The organism is Pseudomonas sp. WC2, from assembly GCF_050586545.1.
Taxonomy (GTDB): domain Bacteria; phylum Pseudomonadota; class Gammaproteobacteria; order Pseudomonadales; family Pseudomonadaceae; genus Aquipseudomonas.
Genome location: NZ_JBOBDR010000004.1, coordinates 285,294 through 305,836, shown reverse-complemented (window position 1 = coordinate 305,836; position 20,543 = coordinate 285,294). Strand labels below are relative to the sequence as shown.

Sequence of the window (20,543 nt, the reverse complement as noted above, 5' to 3'; positions counted from 1 at the left end):
TCATTAACGCGATGCTCTGAGTCAGGCTCGCTTTGCTATGGTTGTCGAGTGCCTTCGACAACGAATGGTCATGAAGTTGTCATGATCGTGCGGATTTTACGGAAAAACTGGAGAAGAAAATGAAAAGCTTTATGTCACGTGCAGCGTTGGCGGGTGTGCTGATGGGTGTTTCGGTGCTGGCCAGTGCTGCCACACCCGCGCCAAAAGGCGCCGAAGTGTTCATCGTTTCTCCCGAGGACGGGGCCACGGTTCCGCAGACTTTCACCGTCAAGTTCGGGACCAAGGACGTCGCGCTGGCGCCGGCGGGTGACGTCACCAAGAACACCGGTCACCACCATTTGCTGATCGACGCCAAGGAAATTGTTCCTGCCGGTTCGGTCGTCCCTACCGATGCCAACCATATGCACTTCGGCAAGGCGCAGACCCAGGCTGACATCAAGCTCGCCCCGGGCAAACACACCTTGCAGCTGGAACTTGGCGACAGCGGTCACATGGCATTCGACCCGCCAATCGTCTCGAAGAAAATCACCGTCAACGTCGAATAACTTTTTCACGTGCATGAAAAAGGGAGCCCGCAGGCTCCCTTTTTTTGTCGCTCAACGCTTGATCAGAACAATACGCGGCTACGGATAGTGCCGTTGATGTGCTGCAGCTTCTCTTGCGCCAGGTCCGAGTACTCGGCGTCGACGTCGATCACTACGTAACCAACCTTCTCGTTGGTCTGCAGGAACTGACCGGAGATGTTGATGCCGTTTTCGGCGAAGACCTTGTTGATCTCGCTCATCACACCCGGGATGTTCTCGTGGATGTGCAGCAGGCGGTGCTTGCCAGGGTGAGCCGGCAGGGCCACTTCCGGGAAGTTCACCGACGAAACGGAGGTGCCGTTGTCGCTGTACTTGACCAGTTTCTCTGCCACTTCCAGACCGATGTTGGCTTGCGCTTCGGCGGTCGAACCACCGATGTGCGGGGTCAGGATCACGTTGTCGAGGCCACGCAGCGGGCTTTCGAACTCTTCGTCGTTGGAGCGTGGCTCCACCGGGAACACGTCGATGGCCGCGCCGATCAGGTGCTTGTCCTTGATCGCGTCCGCCAGAGCGTCGAGTTCAACCACGGTGCCACGAGCAGCGTTGATCAGGATGCCGCCCTTCTTGATGGCGCGGATTTCCTTCTCGCCGATCATCCACTGGGTCGCAGCGGTTTCCGGAACGTGCAAGGTAACGATGTCGGACATGCCCAGCAGCTCGGTCAGGTTACCGACCTGAGTGGCGTTGCCCAGCGGCAGCTTGGTCACGGTGTCATAGAAGTACACCTGCATGCCCAGACCTTCAGCCAGAACCGACAGCTGCGTACCGATCGAGCCGTAGCCGACGATGCCGAGTTTCTTGCCACGGATCTCGAAGGAGTTGGCTGCGGATTTGATCCAGCCGCCACGGTGGCAGGAAGCGTTTTTCTCCGGGATGCCGCGCAGCAGCAGGATCGCTTCGGCCAGCACCAGTTCCGCTACGGAGCGGGTGTTGGAATACGGCGCGTTGAACACGGCAATACCGCGCTCGCGGGCAGCACTCAGGTCAACCTGGTTGGTGCCGATGCAGAAACAGCCGACCGCAACCAGCTTCTTCGCGTGATCGAAGATCTCTTCGGTCAGTTGGGTGCGCGAACGAATGCCGATGAAGTGAGCGTCAGCGATCTTTTCCTTGAGCTGGGCTTCCGGCAAGGAACCTGTCAGGTATTCGATGCTGGTGTAGCCCGCCGCCTTGAGGACGTCGACAGCCGATTGGTGGACGCCTTCGAGAAGAAGGAACTTGATCTTGCTCTTATCGAGAGAAGTCTTGCTCATCTGCGTAAACCTGTATCCCGGAGAAAAATGGCAGGAAATGGTCAACAGACGCTGACCCGGACGACAAGAAAGTCGTCTCCGCGGATCTGGCCTTGGGCACTGTCCTGCGGGGTCGATATGCTAGCATAGCCTCCCCGCTAAACACTCATTCCTGCGACGTGAAGCGTTCTCAGGATGACCATGAATTGTTCGAGAGTTCTGTCGATGACCAATCCTGCCCTGATTGATGAACTGAAGACCCTGGTCGAGCCTGGCAAGGTCCTGACCGACGCCGACTCCCTGAATGCGTACGGCAAGGATTGGACCAAGCACTTCGCCCCGGCGCCAAGCGCCATCGTGTTTCCCAAGACCATCGAACAGGTGCAGGCCGTTGTCCGTTGGGCCAACGCGCACAAGGTCGCACTGGTGCCGTCGGGCGGTCGTACCGGGTTGTCTGCTGCCGCAGTAGCAGCCAACGGTGAAGTGGTCGTCTCGTTCGACTACATGAATCAGATTCTCGACGTGAACCTCACCGACCGCACCGCCGTTTGTCAGCCGGGCGTGGTCACCGAGCATTTGCAGAACGTCGCTGAAGAAAAAGGTCTGTATTACCCGGTCGACTTCGCTTCGGCAGGTTCCAGTCAGATTGGCGGCAACATCGGCACCAATGCCGGCGGGATCAAAGTTATTCGCTACGGCATGACCCGTAACTGGGTCGCCGGCATGAAAGTCGTCACCGGCAAGGGCGACGTACTCGAATTGAACAAAGACCTGATCAAGAACGCCACCGGTTACGACCTGCGTCAGCTGTTCATCGGCGCTGAAGGCACCCTCGGTTTCGTCGTCGAAGCGACCATGCGCCTCGATCGCGCGCCGAAGAATCTCACCGCGATGGTCCTCGGCACCGCCGATTTCGATTCGATCATGCCGGTGCTGCACGCCTTCCAGGGCAAACTCGACCTGACCGCGTTCGAATTTTTCTCCGACAAAGCCTTGGCGAAAGTCATGGGCCGTGGCGACGTGCCGGCGCCGTTCGAAACCGATTGCCCGTTCTACGCGTTGCTGGAATTCGAAGCGACCACCGAAGAAGTGGCCAACAGCGCACTGGAAACCTTCGAGCATTGCGTCGAGCAGGGCTGGGTGCTGGACGGCGTGATGAGCCAGAGCGAAACCCAGCTGCAGAATCTGTGGAAGTTGCGCGAGTACATCTCCGAGACCATCTCGCACTGGACGCCGTACAAGAACGACATCTCGGTCACCGTATCGAAAGTGCCGGCATTTCTGAAGGAGATCGACGCGATCGTCGGCGAACACTATCCGGACTTCGAAATCGTCTGGTTCGGCCACATCGGCGACGGCAACCTGCATTTGAACATCCTCAAGCCGGATAACCTGAGCAAGGATGAGTTCTTCGCCAAGTGTGCGACCGTCAACAAGTGGGTGTTCGAAACCGTCGAGAAATACAACGGTTCGATTTCCGCCGAACACGGCGTGGGCATGACCAAGCGCGATTACTTGACCTACAGCCGTTCGCCGGTTGAGATCGAGTACATGAAAGCGGTGAAAGCGGTGTTCGACCCGAATGGCATCATGAACCCGGGCAAGATCTTCGCGGTTTGATCTGTAATCTTTGATGAATCAATGAAGGCAGGAGTCGGTAAATGAGCTATCAGCACCAGTACGTCGACGGCACGCGCATCCACTTCCCGATCGGGAAAGTCGTGTGCATTGGCCGTAATTACGCCGAACACGCCAAGGAACTGGACAACCCGGTGCCAACCGAGCCGTTGCTGTTCATCAAACCGGGCAGTTGTGTGGTGCCGCTGGAAGACGGTTTCAGCATTCCGACCGAGCGCGGTTCGGTGCACTACGAAGCGGAAATCGCTGTGTTGATCGGCAAGCCGTTGTCGACCAAGCCGAGCCGTGAAGAAGTGCTCGACGCTATCTCCGGTTTCGCCCCGGCGCTGGACCTGACCCTGCGCGACAAGCAGGCCGAGTTGAAGTCCAAAGGCCTGCCGTGGGAAATTGCCAAGTCCTTCGACGGCGCGGCGGTGATCGCCCCGTTCGTGGTCGGCAGCACTTTCGCTGACCTGACCGACATCGGCATCCGTCTGACTATCAACGGCGAAGTCCGTCAGGACGGTAACAGCAGCGCGATGCTCAACCCGATCGTGCCGATGATCCAGCACATGGCCGGCTGCTTCTCGCTGCAGGCCGGCGACGTGATCCTCACCGGCACGCCAGTGGGCGTCGGCCCGCTGAACGTCGGCGATGACATCGTTCTCGAACTGGTCGGCGCGAGCAGCTTCACCAGCAGCGTGCGCTAACCGCCACACTGCCACACCCCTGTGGGAGCGAGCCTGCTCACGAAGACGTCAGCTCAGTCGACATCATCGTTGCCTGACACGCCGTCTTCGCGAGCAAGCTCGCGCCCACATTGGTTTTGTGTCGTGACGCACAAACGTGCAGGGCAATCCCGCCATTTGCCGTTTTTTTCACATTCTGTCTGGATAATTCCCGCAATTCTGGCGTCTGAGCCGGCCTCTTTGTGCTATTACCCATAGCCTGAATTTCTGGAACGCGTCCCTTGATGTCCTCTCAAACTCAGCTCAAACCCACTCGCCGTTCTCGTTTCGCCCTGCGTTGGTATGCCTGGCTGTTGCTGGCCCTTGCCGCTGCCTATGGCCTGGCGTTCGCCATGCATTGGGATGACCGCGGTGTGCTCTGGGTGCTGGAACGTTTCGAGAGCCAGACTGAGCAGAAAGAGAGCGTCTGGCTGCCGGATTACCGCGCGGTGATCGACGCGAAATTGCTGCCGGGTATGGAGAAGGACGAAGCCTCCGACCTGTCCTATAACCCGCAGACCAAAACCCTGTTTTCGGTCATGGGCAAGAACCCGTTCCTCGCCGAGCTGAGCCTGCAGGGCGATGTTCTGCGCAAGATGCCGCTCAAAGGCTGGAGCAATCCGGAAGGCCTGACCGTCATGGAAAACGGCTTGATGGCCATCGTCGACGAGCGCGAGCACGTGCTCTCTATTGTCAAAGTCGACGCCGACACCCGCGAGCTGAATATCGCCGATTTCCCGAAATACGACCTCGGCCCGTCGAAAGATCAGAACAAGGCGTTCGAAGCCATCACCTGGGACCCTCGCAATCAGCAACTGCTGCTGGGCGAAGAGCGCCCGCCGGCACTGTTCACCTGGAAAAGCGACGGCAGCCAGACGCTGAAGGGCGACAAGCAGAAGCTGGACAGCGACGAACTGGATATCCGTAACCTGTCAGCCTTGGCGATTGACCCGCGCACCGGGCACACGCTGGTGTTGTCCGCTGATTCGCACTTGCTTTTGGAGCTGGACGAGAAGGGCGAACAAGTCAGCTTCATGACCTTGCTCGGCGGTTTCAACGGCATCAAGAAAACCATCCCGCGCGCCGAAGGCGTGACCATGGACGAGGCGGGCACGCTGTACATGGTCAGCGAGCCGAATCTGTTTTATCGCTTTGAGAAGCAGAAGTAACTGTTCCCAGGGCAATTTCAGACAAGTCTGGTTGTCCTCAAAGGCAAGTGGCCATTAAGCTTCAGTTCAGACGGGCGTGATATTTCATCGGCCTGTTTTGATTCCGAGCCTGCCCGAATGCGTCGACTTGCCCGTCCCAAGCCTCTGTTTATCCTGCTGTCGATGATTGCCCTGATCGCATTGATTGCGATCGGCCAATACATGCGTTTGTTCGAGCGCGCCTGGTTCAACCTGCACACGCTGTGGCAGACGCAGAGCAGTGAGTCCATTGCTCTGGACCAATATCGTGTCGAGATCGAGGCGCGGGTCATCGAAGGGCTGGACGACGATGTTTCAGCACTGACCTTCGATCCGGTGCGCAAAAGCCTGTTCACCGTGACCAACAAGAATGCCGAACTGGTCGAGTTGTCGCTGGAGGGCAGGATCCTGCGGCGCATCGCCTTGATCGGTTTCGGCGACCCGGAAGCGGTCGAGTTCATCAGCGCCGATACTTACGTGATCACTGATGAGCGCCAGCAGCGGCTGATCAAGATTCATCTGGAAAAAGACACGACCTTCCTCGATGCGGCCGACGCCGAGCAGATGACCCTCGGTGTGCACATGGCCGGTAACAAGGGTTTTGAGGGGCTGGCGTACGATTCGGTGGGCAAGCGTCTGTTCGTAGCGAAAGAGCGCGATCCGATGCTGATCTACGAAGTGCACGGCTTTCCGCACTTCAATCCGGAAAAGTCCTACGCGGTGCACGTGATCAACAACCCCAAGCGCGATGCCGGGATGTTCGTGCGCGATCTATCGAGCCTTCAATACGATGAGCGCAGCGGGCATTTGCTGGCGCTGTCAGATGAGTCGCGGTTGATTCTGGAGCTGGATGTCGATGGGCGTCCGTTGAGCACCATGTCGATCAGTGGCGGGCGCCAAGGTTTGAAGAAAACCGTGCCCCAGGCGGAAGGGATCGCGATGGATGATGACGGGACGTTGTATCTGGTGAGCGAGCCGAACCTGTTTTACGTCTTCAAAAAACCTGTCCCGAATTAACCAGCACCACAAAACACTGTGGGAGCGAGCCTGCTCGCGAAGGCGTCGTGTCAGCCAATGAAAATGTTGGCTGAACTGGCGCTTTCGCGAGCAGGCTCGCTCCCACAGGTATGTTCGTCTGCCCATAAAGTGTGGGCTGTCTGGCTTACTCAGCCTTCAGTGTTTTCACACCTTCACTCGTACCCAGCAACAACAAATCCGCCGGACGTGCCGCGAACAAGCCGTTGGTGACCACGCCGACAATCGCATTGATCTGCGCTTCCAGCTCCACCGGGTTGGTGATCTGCAGGTTGAACACATCGAGAATGATGTTGCCGTTGTCGGTCAGCACGCCTTCGCGGTACACCGGGTCGCCGCCCAGTTTCACCAGTTGGCGGGCGACGTGGCTGCGGGCCATCGGGATCACTTCGACCGGCAGCGGGAACTCGCCCAGCACCGGCACCAGTTTGCTGGCGTCGGCGATGCAGATGAAGGTCTTGGCCACGGCCGCAACGATCTTCTCGCGGGTCAGTGCGGCGCCGCCGCCCTTGATCAGGTTCAGGTGCGCGTCGCTTTCGTCGGCGCCGTCGACGTAGAACTCAAGGTCGCTGACCGTGTTCAGTTCATACACCGGAATCCCGTGCCCTTTGAGGCGCGCGGCGGTGGCTTCCGAACTGGCTACCGCGCCATCGAACGCGCCCTTGTGCTGAGCCAGTGCGTCGATGAAGCAGTTGGCAGTGGAGCCGGTGCCGACCCCGACGATGCTCTTGTCGTCGAGTTTCGGAAGGATGAAGTCGACGGTGGCCTGAGCCACTGCCTGTTTGAGTTGATCCTGGGTCATGCGGGCTCCGGAAGCGGGCAAGGTGTGAACGGAAAGGCCGGCATTATAGCCGCAAGCGCGGCTAAAACCTCTGGATTCGTGTGGTCGTGCGGGCAAAAGCCGGGTTAGACTCCCCGGTCCCGCTCAACCGCTCAGTGATGCTTTCCGATGCTCGAACAGTACGTCAAAAAGATCCTCACCTCGCGCGTTTATGACGTTGCCGTAGAAACCCCGCTGCAGAACGCTCGCCAGCTCTCCGAGCGGCTGGGCAATGACATTTGGCTCAAGCGCGAAGACTTGCAGCCTGTGTTCTCGTTCAAGATTCGCGGCGCCTACAACAAGCTGACGCAACTGAGCGATGAAGAGCGCGCCCGTGGCGTGGTCACCGCGTCGGCGGGCAACCATGCGCAGGGCCTGGCTCTGGCGGCAAAAGTGTTGGGTGTGAAAGCCACCATCGTCATGCCCAAGACCACTCCCGAAATCAAAGTCGAAGGCGTGCGTTCGCGCGGCGGCAAAGTGGTGCTGCACGGTGATTCGTTCCCGGAAGCCCTGGCCTACTCGCTGAAACTGGTCGATGAAAAAGGCTACGTCTACATCCACCCGTACGACGATCCGCACACCATTGCCGGGCAGGGCACCGTGGCGATGGAAATTCTGCGCCAGCATCCGCAGCCGCTGGACGCGATTTTCGTTCCGGTTGGTGGCGGTGGTTTGATCGCCGGTATCGCCGCGTATGTGAAATACCTGCGCCCGGACATCAAAGTCATCGGCGTCGAGCCGGACGATTCCAACTGCCTGCAAGCGGCGATGGCGGCCGGTGAGCGCGTGGTGCTGCCAACCGTGGGCATCTTCGCCGACGGCGTGGCCGTAGCGCAGATCGGTCAGCACACCTTTGACATCTGCAAAGATTACGTCGATGAAGTGATCACCGTCAGCACCGACGAGATTTGCGCAGCCATTAAGGATATCTACGACGATACCCGCTCGATCACCGAACCTGCCGGCGCGTTGGGCGTAGCCGGGATCAAGAAATACGTCGAGCAGCGCGGCGTCAGCGGCCAGACCTTCGTCGCCATCGACTCCGGTGCCAACGTCAACTTCGACCGCTTGCGCCATGTCGCCGAGCGGGCAGAACTGGGCGAAGGTCGCGAAGCAATCATCGCCGTGACCATTCCCGAGAAGGCTGGCAGCTTCAAGGCGTTCTGCGAGGCTGTCGGCAAACGTCAGATCACCGAATTCAACTACCGCTACAACACGGGCAGTGAGGCGCACATCTTCGTTGGCGTGCAGACCCACCCGGAAAACGACCCGCGCAGCGCACTGCTGGCGAGCCTGACCGAGCAGGGTTTCCCGGTCATCGACCTCACTGACAATGAACTGGCCAAACTGCATATCCGCCACATGGTCGGCGGTCATGCGGCGCACGTGATTGATGAAGTGGTGTTCCGCTTCGAATTCCCGGAGCGTCCGGGCGCGCTGTTCAACTTCCTCAGCAAGCTCGGCGGGCGCTGGAACATCTCGATGTTCCACTATCGCAACCACGGTGCCGCCGATGGCCGCGTAGTCGCGGGCCTGCAAGTGCCGCACGACGAGCGTCATCTGGTGCCGGCAGCCCTTGAAGAAATTGGCTACCCGTACTGGGACGAAAGCGACAACCCGGCCTATCAGCTGTTTCTTGGCTGAGCGGCTACGCTAATGGGCAGGCCATAAGGACATCGAACCATGGAAACGTTAACTGCCCTGAAAACCGCGCACATGGTCGCAACCGTGGTGTTGCTGGCCGGTGCGTTGGGTCTGGGGATATGGGTTTTGCTGGCACGGCGCAAAGGTGATGCGACGGCAGGCAGCCGCACGTTGCAGCGGCCACGGGCGTTTGTCTGGCTGCTGATGGGCCTGGCGCTGCTGAGCATGCCGTTTACTGGCTGGTGGATGGTTCACCTGGTCGGCTGGCCGCTGGGGCAGACGTGGATTCTGGCGTCGAGCGTGCTGTACACCGTGGCGGCGCTGGCGTGGTTCTGGTTGCTGGTGCGCTTGAATCGGTTGCGCAAGGCGCCGGGCGGGGTCGGCAGGTTCAGCTTTGCTTTGGCGTTGTTCAGTTTTGTGTGTTTTGTAGCGATTGCCGGGTTGATGGGCGCCAAGCCTGTTTAAGGCTTGCGACCCAGTCGACCCGATTCGCGAGCAGGCTCGCTCCCACAAAGGACTTGTGAACGACACAGGTCCAATGTGGGAGCGAGCCTGCTCGCGAAGGCGTAATCAGCCGCGCAACGAAATCACCGGCCAACCACGCTTCTCGGCTTCAGCACGCAGATTCGGATCCGGATCCACAGCGACCGGATTCGCCACCTGCTCCAGCAACGGCAAGTCATTCATCGAGTCGCTATAGAAATAGCTGTCGTCCAGCGAATACCCGGTCTCTTCCAGCCAACGGTTCAGGCGCGTCACCTTGCCTTCGCGGAAGCACGGAATATCCGTGCTGCGCCCGCTGTAGCGGCCATCGACCATTTCGCATTCAGTGGCGATCAAGGTTTCAACGCCCAGCCGCACGGCAATCGGCGCGGTAACAAAGCGGTTGGTCGCGGTGATGATCACCAGTTTGTCGCCCGCGTCGCGGTGCTTTTTCAGCAGCTCCAGCGCCTGCGGCAGCACGATCGGTTCGATACAGTCGCGCATGTAATCGTTGTGCCATTGATCGAGCACGGCCATGTCGGTGCGGCCGAGGATCTCCAGGCAGAAGTTCAGGTACGCGGCGTTATCCAGTTTGCCGGCCAGGTAATCCTGATAGAACTCGTCGTTGCGTGCTTTGTACGCAATCGGATCGAGGAAGCCGCGTTCACACAGATAGTCGCCCCAGGCGTGATCGCTGTCGCCGCCCAGAAGGGTGTTGTCCAAATCGAAGAGTGCCAGGCGCATTGCAGTTACCCGCTGATAAGTCTGTAAAAAGGCGACAAGAATACGGTCTTTTCACAAGAGTGCACATAAGGTAGGAAGCTTCGTTGCCGCCTTATCAACCTTTGTGGAACAATGCGGCGACATGCGTTTGCGAGGTTGTTGCCGTGATCGACCCCGATGGTTTCCGTCCCAATGTCGGGATCATTCTGACGAATGACGCCGGCCAGGTGCTATGGGCTCGCCGTATCAATCAAGATGCCTGGCAGTTTCCGCAAGGGGGAATCAACCCTGAAGAGACGCCGGAAGACGCCTTGTACCGCGAGCTGAACGAAGAAGTTGGCCTGGAACGTGAAGATGTTGAAATACTGGCCTGTACTCGGGGCTGGTTGCGCTATCGTTTGCCGCAACGTCTGGTGCGTACCCACAGCCAACCGCTGTGCATCGGCCAGAAACAGAAATGGTTTCTCCTGCGCCTGATCTCCAATGAGCAGCGGGTGCGGATGGATTTGACCGGTAAACCGGAGTTCGATGGCTGGCGCTGGGTCAGCTATTGGTATCCGTTGGGCCAGGTGGTGACATTCAAGCGCGAGGTGTATCGCCGCGCCCTCAAAGAGCTTGCCCCGCGCCTTTTAGCGCGCGACTGACGACGGAGTTCGACCCCGAGCCATGCTCAATACGCTGCGCAAGATCGTCCAGGAAGTTAACTCCGCCAAGGATCTCAAGGCGGCGTTGGGGATTATTGTGTTGCGCGTCAAAGAGGCCATGGGCAGCCAGGTCTGCTCGGTCTACCTGCTTGATCCCGAGACCAACCGCTTCGTCCTGATGGCCACCGAGGGCTTGAACAAGCGCTCGATCGGCAAGGTCAGCATGGCACCTAACGAAGGTCTGGTCGGTCTGGTCGGCACGCGTGAAGAACCCCTGAACCTCGAAAACGCTTCGGTTCACCCGCGCTACCGCTACTTCGCCGAAACCGGTGAAGAGCGTTACGCCTCGTTCCTCGGTGCACCGATCATTCACCACCGCCGCGTCGTCGGCGTGTTGGTCATCCAGCAAAAAGAACGCCGCCAGTTCGACGAAGGTGAAGAAGCCTTCCTCGTGACCATGAGCGCGCAGCTCGCCGGCGTAATCGCCCACGCCGAGGCCACCGGTTCGATCCGTGGCCTGGGCCGTCAGGGCAAAGGCATTCAGGAAGCCAAGTTTGTCGGTGTACCGGGCTCGCCAGGCGCAGCCGTCGGCACCGCCGTGGTCATGCTGCCGCCGGCCGATCTCGACGTGGTGCCGGACAAGACCATCACCGACATTGACGCTGAGCTGGCGCTGTTCAAGACCGCCATCGAAGGCGTGCGCGCCGACATGCGCGCGTTGTCCGCCAAGCTCGCGACCCAGCTGCGCCCGGAAGAGCGTGCGCTGTTCGATGTCTACCTGATGATGCTCGACGATGCCTCGCTGGGCAGCGAAATCACTACCGTGATCAAGACCGGCCAGTGGGCCCAGGGCGCGCTGCGTCAGGTGGTCACTGAGCACGTCAACCGTTTCGAACTGATGGATGACGCCTACCTGCGTGAGCGGGCGTCGGACGTCAAAGACCTCGGTCGCCGCCTGCTCGCTTATTTGCAGGAAGAGCGTCAGCAGAACCTGGTCTATCCGGAAAAAACCATTCTGGTCAGCGAAGAACTGACGCCGGCGATGCTCGGCGAGGTGCCGGAAGGTACGCTGGTCGGTCTGGTCTCGGTCCTCGGTTCGGGCAACTCCCACGTCGCGATCCTGGCCCGGGCGATGGGCATTCCGACGGTGATGGGTCTGGTCGACCTGCCGTACGCCAAGGTCGACGGCATCGAAATGATCGTCGACGGTACACGCGGCGAGGTCTACACCAACCCGAGCGAAGTGCTGCGCAAGCAGTTCGCCGAAGTCGTCGAAGAAGAGAAACAACTGGCGCTGGGCCTCGACACCCTGCGTGACCTGCCGTGCGTGACCCTCGATGGCCACCGCATGCCGCTGTGGGTCAACACCGGTCTGCTCGCCGACGTGGCGCGGGCGCAGAAGCGTGGCGCCGAAGGTGTTGGTCTGTACCGCACCGAAGTGCCGTTCATGATCAACCAGCGCTTCCCGAGCGAGAAGGAACAACTGGCGATCTACCGCGAACAGCTCGCCGCGTTCCACCCGCAACCGGTGACCATGCGCAGCCTCGACATCGGTGGTGACAAGTCGCTGTCGTATTTCCCGATCAAGGAAGACAACCCGTTCCTCGGCTGGCGCGGTATTCGCGTCACCCTCGACCACCCGGAAATCTTCCTGGTGCAGACCCGCGCGATGCTCAAGGCCAGTGAAGGCCTGAACAACCTGCGGATTCTGCTGCCGATGATCTCCGGCACCCACGAACTCGAAGAAGCCCTGCACCTGATCCACCGGGCCTGGGGCGAAGTGCGCGACGAAGGCACCGACGTGCCGATGCCGCCGATTGGCGTGATGATCGAGATTCCGGCAGCGGTGTACCAGACCAAGGAACTGGCGCGGATGGTCGACTTCCTCTCGGTCGGCTCCAACGACTTGACCCAGTATTTGCTGGCGGTCGACCGCAACAACCCGCGTGTTGCAGACCTCTACGACTATCTGCACCCGGCGGTGCTGCAAGCCCTGCAAACCGTGGTGCGCGATGCCCATGCCGAAGGCAAACCGGTAAGTATCTGCGGCGAGATGGCCGGTGATCCGGCGGCTGCGGTGCTGTTGATGGCCATGGGTTTCGACAGTTTGTCGATGAACGCTACCAACTTGCCGAAGGTGAAGTGGATGCTGCGTCAGGTCAATCTGAGCAAGGCCAAGGAGCTGTTGGCTGAGCTGATGACCATCGACAACCCGCAAGTTATCCACAGCTCGCTGCAATTGGCGCTGAAGAACCTTGGGTTGTCGAAGATGAATCCGCCGGCGGTCGTCAAAGCTCTCTAAAACCTTGAGGGCCTCTTCGCGAGCAAGCCCGCGCCCATATTTGACCGCGTTCTAATCTTGGAATGCGGTCAAATGTGGGAGCGGGCTTGCTCGCGAAGGCGTCAGTTCAAACACCGCTAAACAACAATCTCTACCTCGCCCAAATGCCCGCCATACGGCCCAAAACTCCGCTCGACCATCCGCCGCGTCCCATCCGCCTGCACCACCAACGCCGTACTCGCCCGCGTCCCATAACTCTGGCTGGCAATAAACACACTCGACAACAAAGTCTCCGTCGCCATCCCCACCCCGGTATCCGGCAGCTCAGCCGACGGCGCAGTCTGCGCATCACTCAACAACCCCAACAACCGCTCAGGCGTCGGATCATCCAGCGCCGCACTCAGTGCAGCCTTGGCTTTAAGCAACTTCGGCCACGGCGTATCCAGCCCCGCATTGGATAACCCGTAAACGCCAGCTGCCAGCATCACCGGCTCCGACAACCGCGCATTGAAGTGCCACAACTCGTGGCTATTGCCGAGCAACAGGTTGAACCCGGCATAGTCCGGCGCACGTCCGACCACATCGCTCAAATAATCATCAATCGACGCATCACCGGTGAGAAACCGCGCCACCAGTTCCCCCCGCGACTTGCGCGCCGGCGGCTGTTGCGGGTCGCGAATATTGGTCAGCGCAGCGAAGCGCCCATGGGCGCCAATCCCCAGCCAGGTTCCGCCGGCTTCAAGATCGCGGCCGGCATGCACGTGCGGCACCTCCGGCCATTGCGCCAGCGGCAGGCTCGGGCGGGCGTAGAATTCGTCGCGGTTGGCCGCGACGATCAGCGGCTGGGCATGGCCCGGGCGCCAGGCGAAAACAATCAGGCACATAAGGTGGTCCTTGTGTGTTTTTTGTCCACTGTACGCATCCGGCGTCCGTGCATCCATCGCAAGTGGAGCAGGAGGCCATGCATCCGTTACCATGCCGCTCCGGTTTTGGGGATGCGGTCTGGGAGACGGTCATGGAATTTCTGCTCTATCTGGCGCTGGGCGCCTGTGCGGGCGTGCTGGCCGGGCTGTTTGGCGTCGGCGGCGGGATCATTATTGTCCCGGTGCTGGTGTTCAGTTTCACCCTGCAGGGCTTTGATCAGTCGATCCTCACGCATCTGGCGGTCGGGACGTCGCTGGCGACGATCATTTTCACCTCGGTCAACGCCGTGCGTGAGCATCATCGACGAGGCGCTGTGCGCTGGCCGATTTTCATGTGGATGGCCGTCGGCATTCTGCTCGGCGCCGGTTTCGGTGCGCTGACGGCAGAAGCGATTTCCGGCCCGCACCTGCAAAAGATCATCGGCGTGTTCGCCTTGATCATCTCGGTGCAACTGGCGCTGGACATCAAACCCAAGGCCAGCCGAACGGTGCCGGGCAAATTCGGTCTGACCGTGGCCGGCAGCATCATCGGCTGGGCCTCGGCGATTTTCGGCGTCGGCGGCGGTTCGCTGACCGTGCCGTTCCTGACCTGGCGCAGCGTGCCGATGCAGCAAGCGGTGGCAACGTCATCGGCCTGCGGTCTGCCGATCGCCTTGGTCAGTGCATTAAGTTTCATGATTCTGGGGTGGCACGATCCATTGTTGCCGCCGCATAGTCTCGGTTTTGTTTATTTGCCGGCGCTGTTGGGCATCGCCCTGACCAGCATGGTTTTCGCCCGTTTCGGCGCGCGTTTGGCGCATCGCTTGTCGCCGCGCTTGCTGAAACGGCTGTTCGCCGCTTTGCTGTTCAGCGTGGGTGTGAGCTTCCTGCTTTAACCGTCGCAATCCTGGCTTAATCCTGAGGTGGCAGCGTCGCCCGGGAATTTTGGTTTCAACTCTAACGAGGAGTCGCAATGCTGCCTTACCCGCAGATCGACCCGGTGGCCCTGGCCATCGGTCCGCTGAAAATCCACTGGTACGGTCTGATGTACCTGATCGGCATTGGCGGTGCGTGGCTGCTGGCGTCGCGCCGGCTCAACCGTTTCGACCCGACCTGGACCAAGGAGAAACTCTCCGACATGGTCTTCTGGATGTCGATGGGCGTCATCGTCGGCGGACGTCTGGGCTACGTGTTGTTCTACGATCTGAGCGCCTATCTGGCTAACCCGACGCTGATTTTCGAAGTGTGGAAGGGCGGCATGTCGTTCCACGGTGGCTTTATCGGTGTGATGCTCGCCGCGTTGTGGTTCGGCAAGCGCAACGGCAAGTCGTTCTTCCAGTTGATGGACTTCGTCGCGCCGATGGTGCCGATCGGTCTGGGCGCTGGGCGCATCGGCAACTTCATCAATGCCGAGTTGTGGGGCAAGGCGACCGATGTGCCGTGGGCCATGGTCTTCCCGCCATTCAGCGATCCGGCGCAATTGCCGCGTCACCCGTCGCAGCTGTATCAGTTCGCGCTGGAAGGCGTGGCGCTGTTCCTGATTCTGTGGATTTTCTCGCGTAAACCGCGTCCGACCATGGCTGTCTCGGGCATGTTCGCGCTGTTCTACGGCATCTTCCGTTTCATCGTCGAATTCGTCCGCGTGCCGGATGCGCAACTGGGCTACCTGGCCTGGAACTGGCTGACCATGGGCCAGGTGCTTTGCGTGCCGATGATCGTCGGCGGGCTGTTCCTGATCTGGCTGGCCTATCGTCGCGCACCGGCAGCACCGCTCGCGCCGACGGCTTAAACTACGAACCCCGGCGCGCGACGCCGGGGCTCAAAGGACACAGGTAACTCATGAAGCAATATCTCGAACTGGTCTCGCACGTCATTCAGAATGGCAGCAAACAGGCCAACCGCACCGGCATCAACACCATCAGCTTCCCGGGTGCGATGCTGCGTTTCGATCTGCAGGAAGGTTTCCCGGCGATCACCACGCGCAAAATGGCCTTCAAGTCGGCCATCGGTGAGATGTGCGGTTTTCTCCGTGGCGTGAACAACGCCGCTGAATTCCGTGCGCTGGGCTGCAAGGTCTGGGACCAGAACGCCAACGAAAATGCGCAGTGGCTGGCCAACCCGTTCCGTCAGGGCGACGACGACCTCGGCGAAATCTACGGCGTGCAATGGCGCAAATGGCCGGCGTACAAGCAGATCCCGCTGAGCAACAGCGCCGCCATCGAACAAACCCTGGCCAACGGCTACAAGCAGATCGCTCAGGGCGAAGAAGACGGCCAGGCCTACGTGGTGCTGTACAAAGCCATCGATCAGGTGCGCCAGTGCATCGACACGATCATCAACGATCCGGGCAGCCGTCGTATTCTGTTCCACGGCTGGAACGTCGCTCAGCTCGATGAAATGGCCCTGCCGCCGTGCCACCTGCTGTACCAGTTTCACCCGAATGTCGAGACCAAAGAGATTTCCCTGACCCTCTACATCCGTTCCAACGATCTGGGGCTGGGCACGCCGTTCAACCTCACCGAAGGCGCCGCGCTGCTGAGCCTGATCGGTCGCCTGACCGGCTACACGCCGCGTTGGTTCACCTATTTCATCGGTGATGCGCACGTCTACGAGAACCACCTGGACATGCTCAACGAACAGCTCAAGCGCGAGCCGTTCGCCATGCCGAAACTGAAAATCTCCGATCGTGTGCCGGAGTTTGCCAAGACGGGTGTATACCAGCCGGAATGGCTGGAGCTGGTCGAGCCGAGCGACTTCTCGCTGGAAGGCTATGAGCACCACGCGCCAATGACCGCGCCGATGGCGGTCTGAAAGATTGGTGCAGAGGTTTTCATATTCGGTATAGATCTACCGGACTGTCATATCTGACAGTAGGCAAGTGAAAAAGAGGGTGTTTGACTGAACGCGGGTCTACTGGGCCTGGGTCAGTCAAATACCTTTTTTCATTTCAGGAGCTTGATCATGACAATCACTGTATCCAATCCATTGGCTGGGTTCTCGGAGCTCTCTAGCGGTTTTGTACCTGAGCGCTTCGAGAGCCAATTGAACAACCGACCGTTTATAGGCTGTGAGAGCCGGTCAGGGCTGTTTCATTACATTCCGAGCCTGGAGCCCTGGGGATGCGTGGTGCCCATGGAAATTTTCAACGGTGCCCCGATCTTCATCGACTCGCTCCGTGTAGGTGTGGCTGTCAATGAAACGGATTTCAGGATTGGCGATCAGGTTCGGGTGCAGTGGCAGGCGTTCGGCGGGTGCGGGGGAAGTTATACATCGGTGCCCCAGACGGTGGTGGGTTACGCCCCTTTGCATTTTGCGGTTGTTGACGAAATCGCAAGGCAGTTCGAAGGTGATCGGGTCGAAGTCATTTTTGTCATTGAAAGAGAGGGGCGTTTTTTACCCTCCTTATCGTTGTATATGACATTCGCAGCGGAACTGGCCCAGACCGGCTCGGTATTTATCGACGCTGTCTCGCAAGGTGTCCTGGAAATCGATCAACACCCCGATGGTGTGTTCCTGACGATTCCCCGAATTGAAAACCTGAAAACCAATAACGCCGTAGAAGTGTTCTGGAAAAGCAGTGTCAACGGCGGGCAGACCGGCGCCTGGAGAGACTATCAGCGCAAGCTGACAGTCAGTCCGGATTCATCTCTCAGCTTTCGGATTGAGCCTACGGTCTATCAGGCTTATCGCGGTGAGACCGTTCACCTGTTCTGCAGTCTTTATCTGGGTACAGGAATGGTCCCCGGCTTGACCTACGGCATGGGGCATCGGGGCGTCTTGGAGTTCAAGCTGGTGTGAGAGCCATTGGCGATGCGGGACTAATGACCATGACTTCTGCCGACATGGGAATGCTCGACCTCCGTCGCGACAACCCCGCCACTCACTTCCAGCCGCTGCAAAATCCCGCATTGATCGGCCATCGGCCCTTCGCCGCAACGTTGGCGCAGGTCGAGCAGTTGTGTCTGCAACGCCAGCAACCCATCAATCCGCGCCTTCACATGCTGAATGTGTTCGTCGATCAGCGTATTCACGCTTTCACACTGATCCTGCGGGCTGTCACGCATGGCCAGCAGGCTGCGGATTTCTTCGAGGGTCATGTCGAGGGTGCGGCAGTTGCGGATGAAGGTCAGGCGTTCGGCGTGGGCCTGGGTGTAGACGCGGTAGTTGCCGTCACTGCGGGCCGGCTCCGGCAGCAGGTTTTCGCGCTCGTAGTAGCGGATGGTTTCCACGGCGCAGTCGGTGAGTTTGGCCAGTTCTCCGATCTTCATGACGGCAATCTCCAAAAGGGTGCTTGACCCTATAGTGGCTACAGGGTCTTTACTTGGCAACAGGCACCTTCATGGACGCGACCAATGAGCGATTCCCAGCACACCCACAAGCCCGGCGACGGCCACGATCACAGTCATAAATTGCAGCCTGTGCATAAGCACTCACAGGGCGGCGATTCCTGCTGCGGGTCGAAAGTCGCGGCACCGGCACCGGTTCATGCGCACGAAGACTCTTGCTGCTCGTCGACAGCCGCCGCGCCTGCGTTGGTGCAACTGAGCGAAAAGACCACCGCCGATGCGCGGCTGAGCAGTTTCCGCATCGAGGCGATGGACTGCCCGACCGAGCAGACGCTGATCCAGAACAAGCTCGGCAAACTCGCCGGAGTGCAGCAGCTCGAATTCAATCTGATCAATCGGGTCCTCGGCGTGACCCACAATCTGCCGGGCACCGAGCCGATCACCGAAGCGATCAAATCCCTCGGCATGCACGCCGAGCCGCTGGAGGCGGGCGTCGACTCGCCAGCCCCTGCGCCAGTGAAAAAGCACTGGTGGCCGTTGGCGTTGTCCGGCATCGGCGCGCTCGCCGCTGAAGTCATTCATTTCACCAACGCCGCGCCCACCTGGGTGGTGGCGATCATTGCGCTGGTGTCGATCCTCAGCGGTGGCCTGACCACTTACAAAAAGGGCTGGATCGCCCTGAAGAACCGCAACCTCAACATCAACGCGCTGATGAGCATCGCCGTGACCGGTGCCATCCTCATCGGCCAGTGGCCGGAAGCGGCGATGGTGATGTTCCTGTTCACCGTCGCCGAGCTGATCGAAGCGCGCTCGCTCGATCGTGCGCGCAACGCGATCAGCGGTTTGATGCAGATGACGCCGGAGCAAGCCACGGTGTTGCAGGCTGACGGTTCGTGGGTCGAGCAGGAGGTGAAAAGCGTCGAACTCGGCGCCCGTGTGCGGGTGAAGCCCGGCGAGCGCATTGCGCTGGACGGCGAAGTGGTCAGCGGCAACTCGACCATCGATCAGGCGCCGATCACCGGTGAGAGCCTGCCGGTCGAGAAAAGCGTCGGCGACAAAGTCTTCGCCGGCACCATTAACCAGGCTGGTTCGCTGGAATACGCGGTCACCGCTGCGGCGAACAACTCGACCCTGGCGCGGATCATCCACGCCGTCGAACAGGCTCAGGGTGCGCGCGCTCCGACTCAGCGCTTCGTCGATCAATTCTCGAAAATCTACACGCCTGTGGTGTTCGTCTTTGCCTTGGCCGTGGCGATCATTCCGCCGCTGTTCATGGGCGCTGTGTGGTTCGACTGGATCTACCGCGCACTGGTGTTGCTGGTGGTTGCGTGCCCATGCGCACTGGTGATTTCCACTCCGGTGACCATCGTCAGCGGCCTCGCGGCAGCGGCGCGCAAAGGCATTCTGGTCAAGGGCGGCGTGTACCTGGAGGGCGGTTTCAAGCTCGATTATCTGGCGCTGGATAAAACCGGCACGATCACCCACGGCAAACCGGTGCAGACCGACTACCTGTCCCTCGACGCGACCGCCGATGCCACCGCACCGGCCATCGCTGCGGCGTTGGCCGGACGTTCCGATCACCCGGTATCGCTGGCCATCGCCAACGCTGCTGTGGATAAAAACTTCGCAGCGCTGAGTGTGGATAACTTCGAAGCGCTGGGCGGGCGAGGCGTCAAAGGCGACATCAACGGCCGGACTTATCACTTGGGCAACCATCGTCTGGTCGAAGAACTCGGCCTGTGTTCGCCGGCGCTGGAAGAAAAACTCTTCGCGCTGGAGAAACAGGGTAAATCCGTGGTGCTGCTGCTCGATAGCTCTGGCCCGCTGGCACTGTTTGCCGTGGCTGACACGGTCAAGGAAACCAGCCGCGAAGCGATCCGCCAATTGCACGAGCTCGGGGTGAAAACCCTGATGCTGACTGGCGACAACGTCCACACCGCCCAGGCGATTGCCGCGCAGGTTGGCATCGACGAGGCTCGCGGCGATTTGCTGCCGACTGACAAACTGCAAGCCATTGAAGACCTGTACAAGCAGGGCCATCGTGTGGGCATGGTCGGCGACGGCATCAACGACGCGCCGGCACTGGCCCGTGCCGAGATCGGTTTCGCCATGGCCGCCGCCGGTACCGACACGGCGATCGAAACCGCCGATGTCGCCTTGATGGACGACGATCTGCGCAAGATTCCGGCGTTCATCAGCCTGTCGCGCAATACAGCGAGCATCCTGAAACAGAACATCGCGCTGGCGTTGGTGATCAAAGCGATCTTTCTTGCGGTAACCTTTGCCGGGTTAGCCACCATGTGGATGGCGGTGTTCGCCGACATGGGCGTGAGCCTGTTGGTGGTGTTCAACGGTTTGCGCCTGCTGCGCAAATAGA

19 protein-coding genes are annotated in these 20,543 nt (G+C 59.8%); 14 read left to right on the top strand and 5 right to left on the bottom strand.

All coding sequences use genetic code 11. The features are described from left to right. Positions 1–119: 119 nt before the first annotated feature. On the top strand, positions 120–545 hold the full coding sequence (locus ACQ4OE_RS07045) for a DUF4399 domain-containing protein (RefSeq protein WP_430946202.1): 426 nt from the start codon (positions 120–122) through the stop codon (positions 543–545). 62 nt (positions 546–607) lie between these two features. On the opposite strand, the gene serA is transcribed toward ACQ4OE_RS07045, so the two are convergent. Beyond that, positions 608–1,837, bottom strand: coding sequence for a phosphoglycerate dehydrogenase (gene serA / locus ACQ4OE_RS07040; protein WP_053124806.1), 1,230 nt, complete (start codon positions 1,835–1,837; stop codon positions 608–610). A 204-nt stretch (positions 1,838–2,041) separates the two neighbouring features. Here serA and ACQ4OE_RS07035 point away from each other — a divergent pair, with 204 nt between their 5' ends. The 4 genes from ACQ4OE_RS07035 to ACQ4OE_RS07020 all read left to right on the top strand — a co-directional run bounded on the left by ACQ4OE_RS07035 (position 2,042) and on the right by ACQ4OE_RS07020 (position 6,365). Next, positions 2,042–3,436 (top strand): FAD-binding oxidoreductase, encoded by a 1,395-nt coding sequence (locus ACQ4OE_RS07035; RefSeq protein ID WP_110718062.1) that lies wholly within the window; start codon positions 2,042–2,044, stop codon positions 3,434–3,436. A 41-nt stretch (positions 3,437–3,477) separates the two neighbouring features. After that, entirely contained in the window at positions 3,478–4,143 is a 666-nt protein-coding gene (locus tag ACQ4OE_RS07030; RefSeq protein WP_122594630.1) for a fumarylacetoacetate hydrolase family protein, read from the top strand. Positions 4,144–4,406: 263 nt separating this feature from the next. Further along, positions 4,407–5,330 carry an SdiA-regulated domain-containing protein gene (locus tag ACQ4OE_RS07025; protein ID WP_430946201.1) on the top strand — a complete coding sequence of 308 codons (924 nt, stop codon included), beginning with the start codon at positions 4,407–4,409 and terminating at the stop codon, positions 5,328–5,330. Positions 5,331–5,447: 117 nt separating this feature from the next. Next, complete coding sequence (locus ACQ4OE_RS07020) at positions 5,448–6,365, top strand: SdiA-regulated domain-containing protein (RefSeq protein ID WP_430946200.1); 918 nt, start codon at positions 5,448–5,450, stop codon at positions 6,363–6,365. Between the two features lie 145 nt (positions 6,366–6,510). On the opposite strand, the gene rpiA is transcribed toward ACQ4OE_RS07020, so the two are convergent. Then, the gene (gene rpiA, locus ACQ4OE_RS07015; protein ID WP_430946199.1) at positions 6,511–7,185 is read right to left on the bottom strand and encodes a ribose-5-phosphate isomerase RpiA; all 675 of its coding nucleotides are present in this window, start codon (positions 7,183–7,185) and stop codon (positions 6,511–6,513) included. Between the two features lie 147 nt (positions 7,186–7,332). Here rpiA and ilvA point away from each other — a divergent pair, with 147 nt between their 5' ends. Both ilvA and ACQ4OE_RS07005 read left to right on the top strand, forming a co-directional pair. After that, the gene (ilvA, locus tag ACQ4OE_RS07010; protein ID WP_122594633.1) at positions 7,333–8,847 is read left to right on the top strand and encodes a threonine ammonia-lyase, biosynthetic; all 1,515 of its coding nucleotides are present in this window, start codon (positions 7,333–7,335) and stop codon (positions 8,845–8,847) included. A gap of 39 nt (positions 8,848–8,886) precedes the next feature. Continuing rightward, positions 8,887–9,312, top strand: a complete 426-nt coding sequence (locus ACQ4OE_RS07005; RefSeq protein ID WP_430946198.1) for a DUF2269 domain-containing protein — start codon at positions 8,887–8,889, stop codon at positions 9,310–9,312. 105 nt (positions 9,313–9,417) lie between these two features. Here ACQ4OE_RS07005 and ACQ4OE_RS07000 read toward each other — a convergent pair whose 3' ends face one another. Next, a complete protein-coding gene (locus ACQ4OE_RS07000; protein WP_123593572.1) occupies positions 9,418–10,074 on the bottom strand; it encodes an HAD family hydrolase in 657 nt (218 codons plus the stop codon). A gap of 143 nt (positions 10,075–10,217) precedes the next feature. Between ACQ4OE_RS07000 and ACQ4OE_RS06995 the strand changes: the two genes are divergently transcribed. Then, positions 10,218–10,697 carry an RNA pyrophosphohydrolase gene (locus ACQ4OE_RS06995; protein ID WP_003229203.1) on the top strand — a complete coding sequence of 160 codons (480 nt, stop codon included), beginning with the start codon at positions 10,218–10,220 and terminating at the stop codon, positions 10,695–10,697. A 22-nt stretch (positions 10,698–10,719) separates the two neighbouring features. Further along, a complete protein-coding gene (gene ptsP / locus ACQ4OE_RS06990; RefSeq protein WP_122594636.1) occupies positions 10,720–12,999 on the top strand; it encodes a phosphoenolpyruvate--protein phosphotransferase in 2,280 nt (759 codons plus the stop codon). A gap of 116 nt (positions 13,000–13,115) precedes the next feature. On the opposite strand, the gene ACQ4OE_RS06985 is transcribed toward ptsP, so the two are convergent. Continuing rightward, a complete protein-coding gene (locus ACQ4OE_RS06985; protein ID WP_430946197.1) occupies positions 13,116–13,862 on the bottom strand; it encodes an NRDE family protein in 747 nt (248 codons plus the stop codon). Positions 13,863–13,993: 131 nt separating this feature from the next. Here ACQ4OE_RS06985 and ACQ4OE_RS06980 point away from each other — a divergent pair, with 131 nt between their 5' ends. From ACQ4OE_RS06980 to ACQ4OE_RS06965, 4 genes are all read left to right on the top strand, one after another. Further along, positions 13,994–14,776, top strand: coding sequence for a sulfite exporter TauE/SafE family protein (locus ACQ4OE_RS06980; protein ID WP_122594638.1), 783 nt, complete (start codon positions 13,994–13,996; stop codon positions 14,774–14,776). A 77-nt stretch (positions 14,777–14,853) separates the two neighbouring features. Next, a complete protein-coding gene (lgt, locus tag ACQ4OE_RS06975) occupies positions 14,854–15,669 on the top strand; it encodes a prolipoprotein diacylglyceryl transferase (RefSeq protein WP_007913003.1) in 816 nt (271 codons plus the stop codon). Positions 15,670–15,719: 50 nt separating this feature from the next. Then, positions 15,720–16,691, top strand: a complete 972-nt coding sequence (locus ACQ4OE_RS06970) for a thymidylate synthase (RefSeq protein ID WP_430946196.1) — start codon at positions 15,720–15,722, stop codon at positions 16,689–16,691. 150 nt (positions 16,692–16,841) lie between these two features. Continuing rightward, positions 16,842–17,678, top strand: a complete 837-nt coding sequence (locus tag ACQ4OE_RS06965) for a hypothetical protein (RefSeq protein ID WP_430946195.1) — start codon at positions 16,842–16,844, stop codon at positions 17,676–17,678. 20 nt (positions 17,679–17,698) lie between these two features. On the opposite strand, the gene cadR is transcribed toward ACQ4OE_RS06965, so the two are convergent. Further along, positions 17,699–18,148, bottom strand: a complete 450-nt coding sequence (cadR, locus tag ACQ4OE_RS06960; protein WP_016983204.1) for a Cd(II)/Pb(II)-responsive transcriptional regulator — start codon at positions 18,146–18,148, stop codon at positions 17,699–17,701. A gap of 84 nt (positions 18,149–18,232) precedes the next feature. Between cadR and ACQ4OE_RS06955 the strand changes: the two genes are divergently transcribed. Beyond that, positions 18,233–20,542: a heavy metal translocating P-type ATPase gene (locus ACQ4OE_RS06955; RefSeq protein ID WP_430946194.1), complete on the top strand. Its 2,310-nt coding sequence runs from the start codon at positions 18,233–18,235 to the stop codon at positions 20,540–20,542. Position 20,543: the final 1 nt, after the last annotated feature.

Coding starts and splice junctions, on each gene's coding strand:
- serA (WP_053124806.1), bottom strand. CDS start 1,837: ATGAGCAAGACTTCTCTCGATAAGAGCAAGATCAAGTTCCTTCTTCTC.
- ptsP (WP_122594636.1), top strand. CDS start 10,720: ATGCTCAATACGCTGCGCAAGATCGTCCAGGAAGTTAACTCCGCCAAG.
- cadR (WP_016983204.1), bottom strand. CDS start 18,148: ATGAAGATCGGAGAACTGGCCAAACTCACCGACTGCGCCGTGGAAACC.
- ACQ4OE_RS06980 (WP_122594638.1), top strand. CDS start 13,994: ATGGAATTTCTGCTCTATCTGGCGCTGGGCGCCTGTGCGGGCGTGCTG.
- ACQ4OE_RS07030 (WP_122594630.1), top strand. CDS start 3,478: ATGAGCTATCAGCACCAGTACGTCGACGGCACGCGCATCCACTTCCCG.
- ACQ4OE_RS06965 (WP_430946195.1), top strand. CDS start 16,842: ATGACAATCACTGTATCCAATCCATTGGCTGGGTTCTCGGAGCTCTCT.
- lgt (WP_007913003.1), top strand. CDS start 14,854: ATGCTGCCTTACCCGCAGATCGACCCGGTGGCCCTGGCCATCGGTCCG.
- ACQ4OE_RS06970 (WP_430946196.1), top strand. CDS start 15,720: ATGAAGCAATATCTCGAACTGGTCTCGCACGTCATTCAGAATGGCAGC.
- ACQ4OE_RS07005 (WP_430946198.1), top strand. CDS start 8,887: ATGGAAACGTTAACTGCCCTGAAAACCGCGCACATGGTCGCAACCGTG.
- ACQ4OE_RS06955 (WP_430946194.1), top strand. CDS start 18,233: ATGAGCGATTCCCAGCACACCCACAAGCCCGGCGACGGCCACGATCAC.
- ACQ4OE_RS07035 (WP_110718062.1), top strand. CDS start 2,042: ATGACCAATCCTGCCCTGATTGATGAACTGAAGACCCTGGTCGAGCCT.
- ACQ4OE_RS07000 (WP_123593572.1), bottom strand. CDS start 10,074: ATGCGCCTGGCACTCTTCGATTTGGACAACACCCTTCTGGGCGGCGAC.
- rpiA (WP_430946199.1), bottom strand. CDS start 7,185: ATGACCCAGGATCAACTCAAACAGGCAGTGGCTCAGGCCACCGTCGAC.
- ilvA (WP_122594633.1), top strand. CDS start 7,333: ATGCTCGAACAGTACGTCAAAAAGATCCTCACCTCGCGCGTTTATGAC.
- ACQ4OE_RS07045 (WP_430946202.1), top strand. CDS start 120: ATGAAAAGCTTTATGTCACGTGCAGCGTTGGCGGGTGTGCTGATGGGT.
- ACQ4OE_RS07020 (WP_430946200.1), top strand. CDS start 5,448: ATGCGTCGACTTGCCCGTCCCAAGCCTCTGTTTATCCTGCTGTCGATG.
- ACQ4OE_RS07025 (WP_430946201.1), top strand. CDS start 4,407: ATGTCCTCTCAAACTCAGCTCAAACCCACTCGCCGTTCTCGTTTCGCC.
- ACQ4OE_RS06985 (WP_430946197.1), bottom strand. CDS start 13,862: ATGTGCCTGATTGTTTTCGCCTGGCGCCCGGGCCATGCCCAGCCGCTG.